Origin of the sequence: Methylobacter sp. (assembly GCF_004322395.1) — a bacterium.
Classification (GTDB): Bacteria; Pseudomonadota; Gammaproteobacteria; order Methylococcales; family Methylomonadaceae; genus Methylobacter_A.
This window is the reverse complement of record NZ_SCTW01000118.1, coordinates 22,104-38,798: the sequence shown is the minus strand read 5'-3', so window position 1 is coordinate 38,798 and position 16,695 is coordinate 22,104. Positions and strand designations below refer to the sequence as shown.

Genomic DNA, 16,695 nt, shown 5'->3' with positions numbered 1-16,695 from the left:
TCAGTAAAAACCGAACGCATCCTAACCCGGCATCTTCATCTTTGACTGTTCCGGGTTACGCTGCCGCTCTCTTTAAAATATATTTAGAGGGCAAACCGCCTATCCTGTTTCACCCTCCTTTTAGCTTATCCAAAACCTGAGTTAGCTTCTCCATCTGCTTATGCAGTATTCGGCATTGCTTCTCAGCATTTTCCTTGTCAAACTCCAGGTTTTTGCATTGTTCACTGAGCTGTTGGTTGGCATTCTTGAGCGCTTCATTTTCCAATTTAAGAACTCTAATTTGATCTTCCAAAATGATGTTAGAGGCATTTGACGAATTATCGGCAGGCTGTTTCAGATCGCCATCCTGAGGAAAACTTTCCGGACGATCATCAGCTGAAAGAGGAGCGTCAATTTCCTGCTCCGCAGCAGGCGCAAGACTTGCCATCCCGCCTCTTAAAATCATCGCCTCAATTTTATTCTTGAGCAACAAAAATGCGGCTGCTTCGCTGGTTTTACCATCCTGACAAACAACAATGACAGGCTTTTCAGAGCTAAATGTCTTAAGTTGCATTCTTAAAGAGAAAAATGGTGCATTGATACTCCCCTCAAGATGCTGGCTTTCATAGTCATCTTGCGAACGAACATCCAGCAAAACCGCCCCTTTTCTTGCCGCCTCCTGCATTCCCTCATAATCAACAAACTTTAAAGAAGGCTCTTTTATTAAAGATACAAATTGTTTTTTGTCTAAACGTAATAAAGAGATATCCGTCAGTGCTGTAATGGTTACGTTTCTGGGCGCACCGGAAAGCAATGCATCTTCGCCAAAGGTATCTCCATTGGTCAGCTGGGCTAATTTAATTTCTTTTGCATTGGGCGATGGCTTACGCGTTAATAGGCATTGACCGTTTTTAATCAGATAATAATAATCACCTGCACTGCCCTGTTCGAGTATGGTTTCGCCCTTATTGAAATGAACGACCTCCAAACCCATTAAGATTTTTTGCAAATTGGCGGGAGGGAGACGTTGAAAAACAGGCGACCTCAATAATGCTGTCATCCAGTCATCTGGATCGCTTTCAGTCTCGTCAATGACCATGTAACTGTTGTCCTCTTCTTTATCAATAAAAGGTGGGGAATTTTTAACAATATCAGCATTTAGCCGCAAAAAACGCACTTTTCCGTTCGCGACCGCATCAATCTTTCTGGGAATCTGGTGCGCCAGCGCAAACTTGGCCGAATCGCTGCCTGCAGTAATAACTTCAACAACCAGCCCAGCCGCCTGAAGAGTAACCTCTCCGCTTATCAGATAAACAAGCTGGGGGTTTACGTCGCCTTTTTCAAACAAAAAACCATCTTGTATTTCTTCAACAGCCATTTCAGCGCATAAAGCATTGAATCGAGCGCTCGGCAACGTTGCGAGCGGGATCAGCTTGCGAATAATCAGTCCATCTTCAGAATTGACATCTACGGCCATTTAAATATTCTAAGCAAGATAACAGCTAAATGACAGCATTGATTGTCAAAAAAAATCTACTTTAGCACACCTTGTATTAAACATTTTTATACATATATCGCGGATTAGACATGTTTCACAAACACGGGAAAATGATGATGAACATTAAACCAATAAAACGGCTGTTATTTTTAACTTTTTTACCCGTTTATTTTTGTATAGTCTTGCCTGTACAAGCAGGTTTACCGCCTTACGTAGAGGGACAAGCGCTACCGTCTTTAGCTCCGATGCTTGAGCGCAGCATGCCTGCGGTGGTCAACATATCAACCTCGACCAATATCACGGTTAGTGAAAATCCACTAATGCAGGATCCGGTTTTTCGCCAGTTTTTTAACATACCCGACCAGCAACTGCGGCGGCAACAAAGAAATAGTTTGGGCTCCGGCGTTATTATCGACAGCAAACAGGGTCTGGTGCTAACCAACAACCATGTTATCGATAAAGCGGACACCATCACAGTAACCTTAAATGATGGCCGCCAGCTTGCCGCTAAATTAGTCGGTACCGATCCTGAAGCCGATGTTGCCATTATTCAGATCCCTGTCGATAACTTGACTATGATTCCGATTGCAGATTCCAGCCAACTGAAAGTCGGCGATTTTGTTGTCGCGATCGGCAATCCGTTCGGCTTGGGGCAAACCGTGACATCAGGCATAGTCAGCGCCTTGGGCCGTTCCGGCCTCGGCATAGAAGGCTACGAAGATTTTATCCAGACCGATGCATCGATCAATCCCGGCAATTCAGGGGGCGCGCTGGTCAACCTGCGCGGCGAGCTTGTCGGCATGAATACCGCAATTCTTGCTCCCACCGGTGGTAACGTCGGCATCGGTTTTGCTATACCCTCCAATATGGTCATGACCATCAAGGAATCGCTGGTCAAGCACGGAGAGGTTCGGCGCGGCTTATTGGGCGTAACCACGCAGGATCTGACACCTGAGTTGGTTAAGGCCTTTAATTTAAAAAATATCCAAGGCGCTGCGATCAGTAGGATTGAAAGCAACTCACCCGCAGCAAAAGCCGGGTTGGAACCGGGTGACATTATTGTTTCAGCCAATGGACGTCCCATTAAAAACAGCCATGACATACGCAATATCATCGGCATGATGCAAATTGGTGACAAAGTTGATCTGGAATATTTCCGCGGCAGCGAGAAAAAACAGGTTACCGCCACAATCGGCAAACAGGAGTTACCGAGACTGGCAGGGAATCAGCTACATCGCTCGTTACAAGGCGCGCAATTAAGCACGACGCTAAAAGGCCAGGTTGAAGGCGTCTTATTTGAAAAGATCGACACGGCGTCCGGGGTATGGCGCGCAGGCTTGCGGCCTGGCGACGTTATCGTGTCCGCAAATCGCTATCGCGTTCACAATCTTGAGGAATTAAAGCAGGTGGTTGATCCGAATGGCCCTCTACTCATTAACATTCAGCGAGGACAGGAAGGCTTCTTTGTTGTGTTAAAGTGATCAGATGAAAGGCGAAAGGCAAAAGGCGAAAGACGCATGCTTTCGAATCTTGCACCTTCGCCTTTCGCCTTTTGCCTTTCGCCTTTATTAAAAACATGACTACAGATAGAAATTTCATCCCCTTAAATATAGCGATACTAGTTGTTTCCGACAGCCGCACCGATGCCGATGATATATCTGGCAAAACGCTGGTTGAACGCGTAACCGATGCAGGGCATCAGGTTATCGAAAAAAAAATAGTGCCTGACAATATTTACCAAATCAGGGCCGCTGTTTCAAACTGGATTGCCGCAGACAATGTTAATGCCATCATTACCACCGGCGGCACCGGCATAACCGGCAGGGATGGTACGCCTGAAGCGGTTGCTCCGTTGCTGGACAAGATGCTGGACGGTTTTGGCGAGGTCTTCAGAATGCTTTCCTATCAGGACATTAAAACCTCAACCATCCAGTCCAGAGCAATTGCCGGGGTCGCCAATGCGACCTATATATTTTGCCTGCCCGGCTCATCGGGAGCCTGCCGTACCGCATGGGACACACTGATCAAGGAGCAGCTCGATCATCGCACCCGACCCTGTAATCTGGTGCAACTCATGCCCAGACTAATGGAGAAATGATGAACTCGATTTTTTTATTGCTCGGCGCGTTAAGCGCATTGATCGGTGTCGGCATGGGCGCATTTGGCGCTCACGGCTTAAAGACGATCATCAGCCCGGAAATGTTAACGATCTACCAAACCGGCGTGACTTATCAAATGTGGCATGCACTGGGACTGATAGGCATTGCCCTGATCCGGCAGCAAGCGCCTAATTCCAAATTAGTGCATTGGGCAGGGTGGTTGATGTTCGCGGGCATCTTACTGTTTTCCGGCAGCTTGTATGCCCTGGCATTACTCAATCATACCTGGCTAGGCATGATCACTCCCTTCGGCGGCGTTTGTTTTTTAACAGCCTGGTTATTAATCGTACTGTTCGCCACCCCAAACATCAGATCTTCCGATCACAATAGCAGGTATAAATAATGCGCGACTCTAATCCACAAACCACCTATCTAAAAGACTACACCGCCCCGGAATACCTGATTCACAGCGTTACTTTAAATTTTACGCTGGACGATGAAAACACCTTGGTTAGTTCCCGACTCACCCTGAGCCGCAACCCTGCCAGCCAGTCTCGCGATACGTCACTGATTTTATCGGGTGAAAACCTGAAACTTATCCGTGTTAACTTGGATAACGGCAATGACTTAACTAAAGATCAATACCTGCAAACCCAGGATGCATTAATCATTAATCAAGTTCCGCAGCAGCAACGTTTTGTGCTGACCATCGAAAACACGATCAACCCGAAAGCCAACACCGCTTTAGAAGGACTATATCTTTCCAACGGCATGCTGTGCACCCAATGCGAGGCGGAAGGCTTCAGGAAAATCACCTATTTTCTGGACCGCCCCGACGTGATGACCCTGTTCACCACGACATTGGTCGGCGATAAAGACCGCTATCCGATTTTATTATCCAACGGCAACAAAATCGCTGAAGGGGAGTTGCCTGACAATCGCCATTGGGTGACTTGGGAAGACCCGTTCAACAAGCCGTGCTATCTGTTCGCGCTGGTTGCAGGACAACTCGAATGTATAGCGGATCGCTTTACTACGCAATCCGGCCGTGACATTGATCTGCAAATCTTTGTCGAAAGGCACGATATGGATAAATGCAGCCATGCGATGCAGTCGCTGAAAAACGCCATGCTTTGGGATGAACAGGTGTACGGCCGCGAATACGATCTGGATTTATATATGATCGTTGCGGTGGGCCATTTCAATATGGGCGCAATGGAAAACAAAGGGCTTAACGTATTTAATACCAAATTCGTGCTGGCGCGGCCCGATACCGCAACCGACTCGGATTATGAATCGATCGAAGCCGTGATCGGCCATGAGTACTTCCATAACTGGACCGGCAACCGCATCACTTGCCGGGACTGGTTCCAGCTCAGCCTGAAAGAAGGTTTTACAGTATTTCGCGATCAGGAATTTACCGGCGACCGCACCTCCAAGGCCGTAAAACGCATCGAAGATGTCAATGCGCTACGTACCCGCCAGTTTCCCGAAGATGCAGGCCCTCTTGCGCATCCGATACGCCCTGACGCTTATATAGAAATCAACAATTTTTACACTATGACCGTGTATGAAAAAGGCGCCGAAGTAGTGCGCATGATTCACACCTTGGTTGGCGCGGAAGGCTTTCGCAAAGGCAGCGATTTATATTTCGAACGTCACGACGGGCAAGCAGTGACGTGCGATGATTTTGTCAGCGCGATGGAAGCTGCCAACAATATCGATCTGACTCAATTTCGCCGTTGGTATGCCCAGGCCGGAACACCGGTATTAACCGTTCAACAGCACTATGACCCATCCGCGCAAACCCTGACGTTAAACATAAGCCAAAGCTGCCCTCCGACGCCTGGACAAGAAGTTAAAGAACCGCTACATATTCCGGTAACTGTGGGTTTGCTCAATAAAGACGGATCCGTCGCGCCTTGCAAGCTACATGACCGCGATCAAGCACGCGGTGAAGTTATTCTGCAACTCACTGAACCTGAACAGACTTTTATCTTCGAGAATTTAGCCGAACAGCCGGCGACTTCTATCTTGAGAGGTTTTTCGGCGCCGGTTAAGCTGGTGATGGAGCGTAGCTTGGATGAGCTTGCGTTTCTATTAAGCCACGACAGCGACACGTTTAATCGCTGGGAAGCCGGACAACAATTGGCAGGAAAAATCATTAACGGACTGATTGCCGATATACAAAATGGCAAGGGCATGCACGTCAATCCCATCATGGTTAATGCCTTTAAGCAGGTGTTGGAGCAACCGTGGGATGACTTGTCGTATTTTTCATTGCTATTAAGCCTGCCCTCGGAAACTTATCTGGCCGAACAAATGGAAGTTGTAGACGTAGAAGCTATCCATGCTGCCCGCGAGTTTGTCATTCTGACTTTAGCCGAACAATTACAAACACAGTTTCAGGCTTTATATCAAACTAATCACCGGGATGAATCCGGGAAGTTCGACTCCGGCGCAATAGGCCGCAGACGCATCAAGAACACTTGTTTAAGTTATTTAAGTAAACTGGAAAACACTTACATTCGCCAATTGTCGGAGCAGCAATTTAACCACGCAAAAAACATGACCGATCAAATGGCGGCGTTAACGGTTATTATCAACAACCCGCATCCAGCCAAACAAAAGTGCCTGGACAGCTTTTATTATCAATGGAAAACGGAAGCACTGGTTATAGATAAATGGTTTGCGCTGCAAGCCACCAGCAGCATGCCCGATACCTTTGCGACCGTACAGGCGCTAATGCAGCATCCTGCATTCGATTTAAGAAATCCAAACCGCGTCAGGTCATTAATTGGCGCGTTCAGCCAGTCCAATCCGCTGCATTTTCATGTAGCCAATGGGCAAGGCTATCAATTTCTCGCCGACCAAGTTATCGCACTGAACACGTTGAATCCGCAAGTTGCTTCACGGATGGTCGGCGCGTTAACCTCATGGCGCAGATTCGACGAAGGCAGGCAGGCGCTGATAAAAGCACAGCTGGAACGCATTATAACGACCGAAGCGATTTCCAAAGATGTGTACGAAGTGGCAAGTAAAAGCTTGATCTACAAAGCAGATTGAAGCCATCAATGAACGATCATTTAAAAAATGTATTGATTACCGGCGCCGCCAAACGCATAGGCGCGGCTTGTGCGCGGCTGCTGCATAGCGAAGGCTGTAATATTTTTTTGCATTACCGGTCTTCAGCGGCAGAGGCGCAACAGCTTTGCGATGAGCTGAACCAACAGCGTCCCGACTCAGCCAAAATCATGCAGGCCGATTTACTGAACATGGCTGAGCTTGAAGCTGTTGCCAAGGAAGCCTGTATGGCTTGGGGCGGCATAGATGTGCTGGTGAATAATGCCTCATCTTTCTATCCTACGGCCGTACCCAGCGTGACCGAACGGCAGTGGGACGAGTTATTGGGCAGCAATTTAAAAGCACCGTTTTTTCTGGCGCAAGCCTTAACCAAAACATTAACTGACAACAAAGGCTGCATCGTCAATATTGTCGATATCCATGCCGAACGCGGGCTCAGAGGTTACCCCGTATACAGCATTGCAAAAGCCGGATTAGCTGCGATGACCAAGGTTTTAGCCAAGGAGCTGGGGCCAGCGGTCAGAGTGAACGGAGTGGCTCCGGGGGCGATACTCTGGCCTGAGAATTCATCCGAGTCGGCCAATCTGGAAATCCTGCAACGGGTGGCTTTAAAGCGTAGCGGAGAGCCTGCTGATATTGCCAAGACAGTACTTTTTTTGGTTAAGGACGCCAATTACATGACTGGCCAAATACTGACCGTCGATGGCGGACGCACCTTATTTTACTGAGGACCAGGACGGGGTAATGCGCTTTTGCTTAAGATCATTCTTGTCGAATTGTTCCCAAAGTTCGGCATAGCTGATGTGGATGATCGGATGTTTCAAATCCGGAGCAATTTCCGCCAAAGGTTCAAGTACAAAAGCGTAATGTTCGATTTCGTCCCGAGGTATCTGCAAGCGTCCATCGTTGACGATAAGATCGCCGTATAGGATCAGGTCCAGGTCAAGGGTGCGTGCAGCAAATTTTCGGCTGTCGCGAGTGCGGCCATTATCCAGCTCAATTTGCCTAAGTTGTTTGGCGACCGCCTTTACTTCCAAATTGGAGTCAAAACCAACCACGAGATTATAAAAAACATCCCCAGTAAAGCCGACAGGTTCGGATTCGTAAACACTCGAAATCGTCAGTTCGCCAAAGGTTTGCTCAAGTGCCTGCAAACTGGCAGGAACATGTTCATCCTTATTTATATTGCTACCGATGCTAATGTAGCCTCTGGTCACGATTTCCGTGCTCCACGCTCGATTATAATACCGACATCGCTGGCCCCCCGGATAGCACCTTTTTTATTCAGGGTTATTTTCACCCAAGGCACATTAAACTCATTGCGTATAAGGTCGGCTATTTCTGAAATTAATTTTTCAACCAGAAAAAACTGGCTGGCCTCGACAAAAGAAACAATGCGATGAGAAACCGTTTTGTAATCAAGCGTGTATTGAATATCGTCGGTTTCTGCGGCTTTTTGAATATCAAAAGCCATCTCAATATCAAGGATGACGGTTTGCTTGGTTACTCTTTCCCAGTCATAGATACCGATAATAGTTTCAATTTCCAAGCCGCCTAAAAATATGATGTCCATAGTGATTTCCGGTTATGATGCGTGTTTTTTTAAACCGGTAAGTATCAGGGAAACATCCCGTGCTTACAAGCTCAAAAATGAAAGGGTTATTCAATGATTGAATGGTTGTTCGTTCCGGCTGCCTATCTGATAGGCTCTATTTCAAGTGCCATTATTATTTGCCGCTTAATGGGATTACCCGATCCCCGCGAACAGGGCTCGGGTAATCCCGGCGCAACCAATGTGATGCGAATTGGCGGAAAGAAAGCGGCAGCGATCACTCTGCTGGGCGATTCGTTGAAAGGCTTAATTCCCGTCTATGCCGCGACTGCGTTGGGACTGTCCGCCGAATTAGTTGCAGCGACCGGACTGGCGGCCTTTATCGGCCACCTTTACCCGGTATTTTTCGGTTTTAAAGGCGGCAAGGGTGTTGCGACATCGGTCGGCGTGTTGCTCGGTTTTTTCTGGGCGCTCGGTCTTGCGTTCATGGCAACCTGGTACCTGGTTTATAAACTGGGCAAGATTTCATCCTTGTCCGCATTAGTCGCTTCAACCCTGTCGCCGATTTTTGCTTGGTTCATAGTTGGCGACAAGGCTATCGTTGCTGCTTCCGTGGTCATGATGGTTTTCTTGTTATGGCGGCATAAGAGCAATATTCAGCGATTGCTGGCTGGGGAGGAATCGAGCAAGGCTAAAGGCTAAAATCATGCCAACAGCCAATGTTTAGTCAATATCCCATCTCGCAGGGCACGCTGTGCGTACCCTACAGGACTAAATAATAACTTGTTAGGCATAAGTTACTTCAGGTAATTATAATGGAAATAATTGTTTCAAAGCTGATTAGCCCAGCATTCACGATTATAAAGTCAGTTTGTAAGCTCCTTCTTGATAAAACAAGTATTAATGTTTCCGGTACAGAGATAATCGACCCGGCCAAAGCAACACTATATATTGCGGATCAGGGAAATAACGCAGGATTATTTATGTTTGTAGTCGGAACCCGATCAAAAAAACCTGTAGAAGTTGTTCGTATAGAAATGGAATTCGCTGCACCATTACAAGTATTAGACCCGGATAAACGCGGCTTTTTTTGTGTTGAAACCAGCCTTAATAAAACATATCCATTTCGTATATTCTCTGAATCCAGCTTTACAATACAAAACGATCAAAGTTCTGTTTTCGCGTTAAATGTGATATTCCCTGAGACATCAAAAGAGCAAGACGTTATATTTTGTGTGCATGCGCAAAGAAAACATTCTTCATTTGGAGGTTACCTTACATTTGGTAGAACACAAGTCACTAGCATACGAAAAAAAATCTACTTAACATCTGAATTTATTAGAGGGTTCGAAATCCCTCCGGAATCTGGAATTTCTACAATTCAACCGTTCTTAGCAGAAAGAGGTTTATCTGGTGCTAGTAAGGAAATATCCGTTACGGTACATGAATATTTTAAAGATGGATCAGTAGCAACTAACCGTATAAGAGGGCACTAACCTATGTGGCATAAACCCTCCTATATCAGGGGGGCTTGTGTTTTACCATGAGCCCACAAGATGAATTCGCCTCAACTGCAACAGGCTGACATCAACTCTCTACTCTTTATCTTGCAACTGATTTAACTTAACTCACCAATCGGCCAGCGAGGGCGAGCATAAATTTCCAGTCCTTGCTGCTGGCCCGCTATTAAACGCTGGCAACCGGCATAGGCAATCATCGCGCCGTTATCAGTACAAAATTGAAGCCTCGGAAAATAGAGCTGGGCATTTTCCTTGACAACCATATCCGTTAAACACGCTCGAATTTGTTTATTGGCGCTGACACCTCCCGCAACGACCAATCTTTTCAAACCGGTTTGCTGCAAAGCTCTCTTGCATTTGATACTGAGTGTTTCGGCAACCGCAATTTGAAATGCGGCAGCGACATCGGCTTTGTCCTGTTCTGTCTTTCCAGAGGTGCTAACGGTATTTAACGCGAATGTTTTTAAGCCACTGAAACTAAAATCCAATCCGGGGCGGTCGGTCATCGGGCGGGGAAATTTAATCTGGGCTGTACCCTGCTCTGCAAGCGCAGACAGCTTTGGTCCGCCTGGATAACCCAAACCCAGCATTTTTGCAGTCTTGTCAAACGCTTCACCGGCAGCATCATCAAGAGACTCACCTAATAGTTGATAGCGGCCGATACCCTCAACCTGCACAAGCAGCGTGTGCCCTCCGGAAATCAGCAACGCAACAAAAGGAAATTCCGGTGGATTTTCTTCCAGCATAGGCGCCAGCAGGTGCCCTTCCATGTGATGAATTGCAATAGCGGGTATTTGCCATGCCCAAGCCAAACTTCTGGCCGTTGCTGCACCAACCAGCAACGCCCCCATCAGTCCGGGCCCTGCGGTGTAAGCAATACCATTAATATCGCTCCCGGTCAGATGACTTTCTTGTAAGCATTGCTTGATCAACGGTACTAATTTCCGAATATGGTCACGCGACGCAAGTTCAGGAACAACGCCGCCATATTCACTATGCATTTCAACCTGACTATATAAAAGATGGCTGCATAGGCCTTTTTCGGAGTGATAAATTGCGACACCGGTTTCGTCGCAAGAAGTCTCTATGCCTAAAACGTACATTGAATTTTTGAAATTTATAAAAGTAAAGGTATAATTAAGGGTTCTGTTTGTTCAGTGGATTAAAATATCCTAACTTTTTAAATATTAACATATTCGGGAATAATAATGCCGTCAGTAAAAATCAAAGAAAACGAACCATTTGATATTGCGATTCGCCGCTTTAAACGCGCTTGTGAAAAAGCGGGTGTATTGGCTGAAGTGCGTCGCCGCGAATTTTATGAAAAACCAACTGCAGAGCGTAAGCGCAAAGGCGCAGCTGCGGTTAAACGCCATTTGAAAAAGCTAGCGCGTGAGCGTTATGCGCTGAAAAACTTACGTCGCGGACGCCCTGCGCTGTAAGATCAAGGTAAATTACGATGGATTTGTTAACTGATCGTATCAAGGAAGATATGAAAGCCGCCATGAAAGGCGGAGATAAAGCAAGACTAGGCGTAATTCGTTTGATTTTAGCCGCTATTAAGCAGGTTGAAGTCGACGAACGCATTGTCTTGGATAATGAACGCGTTATCCTGGTTCTTGACAAGATGCTCAAGCAGCGCCGTGAATCTATCCGTCAATATGCCGAAGCCGGCCGGGATGATCTGGTAGCTATTGAAGAGGCTGAAATCCCGGTAATTCAGGATTTTTTGCCGCAACCGTTAACCGAAACCGAAATTGATTTAATGGTTAAAGACGCTATTACAGAGTCCGGCGCGGAGTCGGTTAAGGATATGGGCAAAGTCATGGCTTTGCTTAAAGCAAAAATGCAAGGTCGCGCCGATATGTCGGTTGTGAGCAACAAAATCAAGACCGCACTAACGGGATAGCTTTTACTGGTTTTTCCCGGAAACAGCTCCCAATATCGCTCAAAGCACCTTGTTTTAGCGACCTACCTCCCGCATCAATTTTCGGAGAGCAGTTGTGTCCGGTAGAATCCCTCGCGAGTTTATTGATGAGCTTTTAGTGCGGGTTGATATTGTCGACCTAATCGATTCGCACGTCCCTTTAAAAAAAACGGGTAGCAACTATGTCGCCCGCTGTCCTTTTCATGCCGAAAAAACCCCCAGCTTTTCCGTAAATAGAAAGAAACAATTCTTTCACTGCTTTGGCTGCGGCGCCAGCGGCAACGCCATAAGCTTTCTGATGGACTTTAGCCATCTTGATTTTGTCGAAGCTGTTGAGGACTTGGCAGGATTTGCCGGACTTGAAGTTCCGAGAGAATCAATTACTTACCTACCGGAACAAAAAAAAGAAGACCTAACCAGTCTTTATACACTAATGGAGCAGATAGCCGCCTTTTATGTAGAGCAGTTACGGAGCAGCGACGGAGGAAAAAAAGCAGTTGAGTACTTAAAAAAAAGAGGAGTTAGCGGCGATTGCGCCAGTGATTTCATGCTGGGCTACGCGCCTGATGAATGGAAAACTCTAGCACTTCGTTTTAATCCAGAATTATTACTCAAAGCCGGATTATTAGTCGACAAGGAAGGAGGACAGCCCTATGACCGCTTTCGCGGACGAATCATGTTTCCGATCAGGGACAAGCGCGCCCGCATTATAGGCTTTGGCGGACGAGTACTCGACGATTCTTTACCCAAATACTTGAATTCTCCAGAAACATCCCTATTTCATAAAGGCAAAGAAGTTTACGGCTTATATGAGCTTCTGGAAAAGAATACCAAACCTCAGAGGATTTTGATTGTTGAGGGCTATATGGATGTTATCGCTTTAGCTCAGTTCGGCATCCACTATGCGGTTGCCGCCTTGGGAACGGCGACATCGCAGGCGCATCTTGATTTATTATTCCGGTTTTCCTCGGAACTGGTATTTTGCTTCGATGGCGACAAGGCGGGAAAAGAAGCTGCATGGAGAGCAATGGAACCGGCTTTTTCCAGCTTAAAAGATGGGAGACAAATTCGCATCATGCTATTACCGCAAAATCATGACCCTGATTCGCTGGTAAGAGAAGAAGGAATCGATGGATTTATTAGCCGAGTGCAAACGGCCGAAACCCTGTCGGAGTATTTTTTCGGACATTTCTCGAAAGAGCTGAATCTGTCCGAACTGGAAGGACGGGCTCAATTAGCAAGCAAAGCCAAGCCGTACCTGGAGAAACTGCCGGAAAGTATTTTTAAAGAAATGATGCTTGCCCGCTTAAAAGAACTATCTGGCTGGGCCAGTCTGGATGTTTTGGAGAATGCAGCTACACTTGCCTCTAAACAAAATCCAAGGCGATATCCAAGGCCGGATAAAAAACAACATCAAGATAAAGGCAGATTATCATCGGCACGCATGGCAATCGCCTTGCTGGTCCAAAATCCCAGACTGGCCGAGATACTTGAGCAGCGAGAGATTGACTGGAACGAACTTGAATTTTCAGGCGCAGATTTATTTAAAAACATTCTGCAAACGATTGTGGATAAAAACCCGGCAAATGTAGCTGTGTTGACGGAGTGTTACCGAGATACTGCCGAAGAAAGATCCATAAAAGCATTAGCTTTATTGGATTCACAAGTTCCAGACGACAAAATAGATACAGTATTTGGTGACTCACTGGATAGGCTGTTAACTCAATCCAGAGAGGCTATTCTGGCTCGGCTACTCGACAAAAGCAAGACCGAAGGACTGGATGCACAGGAAAAAGAACTGTTGCGTAAAATGCTAACAGTTAAAAGTTTGGTGCAAAATAATAGGAATTTGTAGTATAATCGTCGGTTCGGCGAAGTCAGGCCGAACAGCGTCTTCCGTGAGTAAATGATGAATCAAGAACAACAGCAGTCCCAACTTAAACAATTGATAGCCAAAGGCAAGGTACAGGGTTACCTGACTTATGCCGAGGTCAATGATCACTTGCCTAGCGATATTGTTGATCCGGAACAAATTGAAGATATTATTGGCATGATCAATGATATGGGAATTCAGGTTTACGAAGTTGCGCCGGATGAAGATTCCCTTATTACTGACTCAGCAGCCGTTACTACAGACGATGAAGATGCTGAAGAAGTCGCGGCCTTAGCTTCTGTTGATAGTGAGTTTGGCAGAACTACGGATCCAGTGCGCATGTATATGCGGGAAATGGGTTCGGTAGAATTGTTGACTCGTTCAGACGAGTTAAAAATTGCCAAGCGCATTGAAGAAGGCCAACAGCAGCTGGTTAAGGCCATTGCTCGTTCCTGCATCGTTGTTGAAGATTTCTTACAATCATTTGACGGCATTTCCAGTGAAGAAGGCGGAATTCGCCTGACAGACTTAGTTTCCGGCTTTGTAGATTTAAGCGAGCCCGAAGATTTCGTCAACGCTCTGCCTGTGAGCGAGGATGTCGAAGAAACACCCACCGAAGAAGAGCCGAAAGGACTGAATTACGAAGAGGTCAAAGAGAAAGTTGAGACCCTTAGGAAGCAACTAAAAACGGCTGCTTCAGCAATCAAAAAACACGGCTATTTGAGCGACAAAACAGAAAAAGAATTTGAAGTTTTAGCTGACTTGTTCATGGAATTTAAATGGACACCGCAATATTTGAAGAAATTGACGGCTATTATTCCTAATGGCGTCGCTGCTGTACGCGAACAGGAAAAGCTAATCATGGATATTTTTGTCGTTCATGCAAAAATGCCTCGCAAGGAATTTATTGCGTCTTTTACCGATCATGAATCCAGCTCAGAATGGTTCGACCAACATTTGAATACCGAAAGCAAATACTCGGCAGCACTGAAAGAACGTGAAAAAGATGTAAGAAAAGCCCAAAAAATACTGGCCGATATAGAAGCAGAGTATGGCTTGACTATTAACGGACTTAAGGATATTAACCGCCGCATGTCTATTGGCGAAGCCAAAGCAAGACGCGCGAAAAAAGAAATGATTGAGGCTAATTTAAGACTGGTCATTTCAATAGCAAAAAAATATACCAATCGCGGGTTACAATTCCTCGATTTGATCCAGGAAGGCAATATCGGCTTAATGAAAGCTGTCGATAAATTTGAATATCGCCGCGGCTACAAGTTTTCAACTTATGCGACTTGGTGGATCAGACAGGCTATCACTCGATCCATAGCGGATCAGGCCAGGACTATTCGTATACCTGTGCATATGATCGAAACAATTAACAAATTGAATCGAATTTCCAGACAGATTCTTCAGGAATTGGGCCGCGAAGCAACACCGGAAGAACTGGCGGAACGCATGGAAATGCCGGAAGATAAAGTTCGCAAGGTATTGAAAATTGCCAAAGAACCTATTTCAATGGAAACACCTATCGGTGACGATGAAGATTCTCATTTGGGAGATTTCATAGAAGATGCTAAAGTATTGTCCCCAGTCGAGGCTGCAACGATTGCCGGCTTACGGGAATCGACACAAAATGTATTGGCCGGATTAACCGCAAGAGAAGCAAAAGTTTTGCGCATGCGCTTTGGTATTAATATGAATACCGACCATACATTGGAAGAAGTGGGCAAACAATTTGATGTGACGCGTGAAAGAATACGTCAAATTGAAGCCAAAGCATTGAGAAAACTTAGACATCCTTCAAGATCAGAGCAATTAAGGTGCTTTTTGGATGGCGAGTAAATAATACAAAGGGCCCTTAGCTCAGTTGGTTAGAGCGTCCGACTCATAATCGGCAGGTCGTAGGTTCAAGTCCTACAGGGCCCACCATACACAAGAAGGCTGCATAGGCAGCCTTTTGTACATCTGGGTTTTTACATTTTAGCAAGGTGGGATCGTGAGCAATAATTATACTTTTACATCAGAATCAGTTTCAGAAGGGCATCCGGATAAGGTTGCCGATCAAATTTCAGATGCGGTACTTGACGCCTTATTGGCACAAGACCCTCGTTCACGAGTTGCTTGCGAGACTTTAGTAAAAACCGGCATGGTCATTTTGGCCGGCGAAGTAACCACCGACGCATGGGTTGACCTTGAAGCCCTGGTGCGGAAAGTCGTTTGCGAAATCGGCTACGACCACGGTGATATCGGTTTCGATGGACAAAGTTGTGCGGTTTTAAATGCGATCGGTAAACAATCGGCCGATATTGCAATGGGTGTCGATGAGGCTGAAAACCACGAACAAGGTGCGGGCGACCAAGGTTTAATGTTTGGTTATGCCAGCAATGAAACCGATGTATTGATGCCTGCGCCGATTACCTATTCTCACTTGCTGGTCAAACGTCAAGCAGAAGTACGTAAAAATAAAACTTTGCCTTGGCTGCGCCCTGACGCCAAAAGCCAGGTTACTTTCCGCTATGAAAATAACAAACCTGTAGCGATTGATGCCGTCGTTTTGTCTACTCAGCATTCACCGGAAATTGCTACAAAAGCATTGCACGAAGCAGTGATGGATGAAATTATCCTGCCTGTTCTGCCGAAAGAATGGTTGCATAAAGACACCAAATATTTCATCAACCCAACCGGTCAATTCGTTATCGGCGGCCCTGTCGGCGACTGCGGCTTAACCGGACGTAAAATTATTGTCGATTCTTACGGCGGTATGGCAAGACACGGCGGCGGCGCATTTTCAGGCAAAGATCCTTCAAAAGTAGACCGCTCTGCAGCATATATGGCGCGTTACGTAGCAAAAAACATTGTTGCAGCCGGATTAGCCGAGCGTTGCGAAATTCAGGTCTCTTACGCGATCGGTGTTGCAGAACCTACCTCTATCACAGTCGAAACATTTGGCACAGGTAAAATCAGCGAAGACAGACTGGTACAAATTATCAGAGATATTTTTGATTTAAGACCCAAAGGCTTGATTGCAATGCTGGGCTTATTGAAACCTATCTACCAACCAACAGCGGCGTATGGTCACTTCGGTCGTACCGAAGACTCCTTTAGCTGGGAAAAAACCGACAAAGTTGACGCATTAAAAGATGCGGCCGGTCTTTAATTA

16 protein-coding genes and 1 tRNA gene are annotated in these 16,695 nt (G+C 46.2%); 13 read left to right on the top strand and 4 right to left on the bottom strand.

From position 1 onward, the window contains the following. Positions 1–109 precede the first annotated feature (109 nt). Positions 110–1,357 (bottom strand): cyclic nucleotide-binding domain-containing protein, encoded by a 1,248-nt coding sequence (locus EPO18_RS15815; protein ID WP_292434910.1) that lies wholly within the window; start codon positions 1,355–1,357, stop codon positions 110–112. Between the two features lie 236 nt (positions 1,358–1,593). Here EPO18_RS15815 and EPO18_RS15810 point away from each other — a divergent pair, with 236 nt between their 5' ends. From EPO18_RS15810 to EPO18_RS15790, 5 genes are all read left to right on the top strand, one after another. Continuing rightward, positions 1,594–2,958, top strand: coding sequence for a DegQ family serine endoprotease (locus tag EPO18_RS15810; protein ID WP_292434908.1), 1,365 nt, complete (start codon positions 1,594–1,596; stop codon positions 2,956–2,958). A gap of 95 nt (positions 2,959–3,053) precedes the next feature. Further along, entirely contained in the window at positions 3,054–3,575 is a 522-nt protein-coding gene (gene moaB / locus EPO18_RS15805) for a molybdenum cofactor biosynthesis protein B (protein WP_292434906.1), read from the top strand. Next, entirely contained in the window at positions 3,575–3,979 is a 405-nt protein-coding gene (locus tag EPO18_RS15800; protein WP_292434904.1) for a DUF423 domain-containing protein, read from the top strand. The genes moaB and EPO18_RS15800 overlap by 1 nt, the downstream gene beginning before the upstream one ends. After that, positions 3,979–6,642: an aminopeptidase N gene (pepN, locus tag EPO18_RS15795; RefSeq protein WP_292434902.1), complete on the top strand. Its 2,664-nt coding sequence runs from the start codon at positions 3,979–3,981 to the stop codon at positions 6,640–6,642. Before EPO18_RS15800 ends, pepN begins: the two co-directional genes overlap by 1 nt. A gap of 8 nt (positions 6,643–6,650) precedes the next feature. After that, positions 6,651–7,388 (top strand): pteridine reductase, encoded by a 738-nt coding sequence (locus EPO18_RS15790; RefSeq protein WP_292434899.1) that lies wholly within the window; start codon positions 6,651–6,653, stop codon positions 7,386–7,388. On the opposite strand, the gene folK is transcribed toward EPO18_RS15790, so the two are convergent. Together folK and folB are read right to left on the bottom strand one after the other, a co-directional pair. After that, complete coding sequence (gene folK, locus EPO18_RS15785; RefSeq protein WP_292434896.1) at positions 7,377–7,877, bottom strand: 2-amino-4-hydroxy-6-hydroxymethyldihydropteridine diphosphokinase; 501 nt, start codon at positions 7,875–7,877, stop codon at positions 7,377–7,379. The two genes, EPO18_RS15790 and folK, sit on opposite strands and share 12 nt — an antisense overlap. Beyond that, positions 7,874–8,233: a dihydroneopterin aldolase gene (gene folB, locus EPO18_RS15780; protein WP_292434895.1), complete on the bottom strand. Its 360-nt coding sequence runs from the start codon at positions 8,231–8,233 to the stop codon at positions 7,874–7,876. The genes folK and folB overlap by 4 nt, the downstream gene beginning before the upstream one ends. A gap of 93 nt (positions 8,234–8,326) precedes the next feature. Here folB and plsY point away from each other — a divergent pair, with 93 nt between their 5' ends. Then, the gene (gene plsY, locus EPO18_RS15775) at positions 8,327–8,914 is read left to right on the top strand and encodes a glycerol-3-phosphate 1-O-acyltransferase PlsY (protein ID WP_292434893.1); all 588 of its coding nucleotides are present in this window, start codon (positions 8,327–8,329) and stop codon (positions 8,912–8,914) included. 113 nt (positions 8,915–9,027) lie between these two features. Further along, a complete protein-coding gene (locus EPO18_RS15770) occupies positions 9,028–9,708 on the top strand; it encodes a hypothetical protein (protein WP_292434891.1) in 681 nt (226 codons plus the stop codon). Between the two features lie 122 nt (positions 9,709–9,830). Here EPO18_RS15770 and tsaD read toward each other — a convergent pair whose 3' ends face one another. Then, a complete protein-coding gene (gene tsaD / locus EPO18_RS15765; protein ID WP_292434889.1) occupies positions 9,831–10,835 on the bottom strand; it encodes a tRNA (adenosine(37)-N6)-threonylcarbamoyltransferase complex transferase subunit TsaD in 1,005 nt (334 codons plus the stop codon). Positions 10,836–10,940: 105 nt separating this feature from the next. Between tsaD and rpsU the strand changes: the two genes are divergently transcribed. The 6 genes from rpsU to metK all read left to right on the top strand — a co-directional run bounded on the left by rpsU (position 10,941) and on the right by metK (position 16,692). Next, the gene (gene rpsU / locus EPO18_RS15760) at positions 10,941–11,174 is read left to right on the top strand and encodes a 30S ribosomal protein S21 (protein WP_006890759.1); all 234 of its coding nucleotides are present in this window, start codon (positions 10,941–10,943) and stop codon (positions 11,172–11,174) included. A 17-nt stretch (positions 11,175–11,191) separates the two neighbouring features. Continuing rightward, complete coding sequence (locus EPO18_RS15755; RefSeq protein ID WP_292434882.1) at positions 11,192–11,641, top strand: GatB/YqeY domain-containing protein; 450 nt, start codon at positions 11,192–11,194, stop codon at positions 11,639–11,641. A gap of 94 nt (positions 11,642–11,735) precedes the next feature. After that, positions 11,736–13,514, top strand: coding sequence for a DNA primase (gene dnaG, locus EPO18_RS15750; protein WP_292434880.1), 1,779 nt, complete (start codon positions 11,736–11,738; stop codon positions 13,512–13,514). A gap of 54 nt (positions 13,515–13,568) precedes the next feature. Further along, positions 13,569–15,377: an RNA polymerase sigma factor RpoD gene (gene rpoD / locus EPO18_RS15745; protein WP_292435017.1), complete on the top strand. Its 1,809-nt coding sequence runs from the start codon at positions 13,569–13,571 to the stop codon at positions 15,375–15,377. Between the two features lie 10 nt (positions 15,378–15,387). Beyond that, positions 15,388–15,464 (top strand) — tRNA-Ile (locus tag EPO18_RS15740). A gap of 67 nt (positions 15,465–15,531) precedes the next feature. After that, the gene (gene metK, locus EPO18_RS15735; protein WP_292434877.1) at positions 15,532–16,692 is read left to right on the top strand and encodes a methionine adenosyltransferase; all 1,161 of its coding nucleotides are present in this window, start codon (positions 15,532–15,534) and stop codon (positions 16,690–16,692) included. The last annotated feature ends 3 nt before the right edge of the window (positions 16,693–16,695 follow it).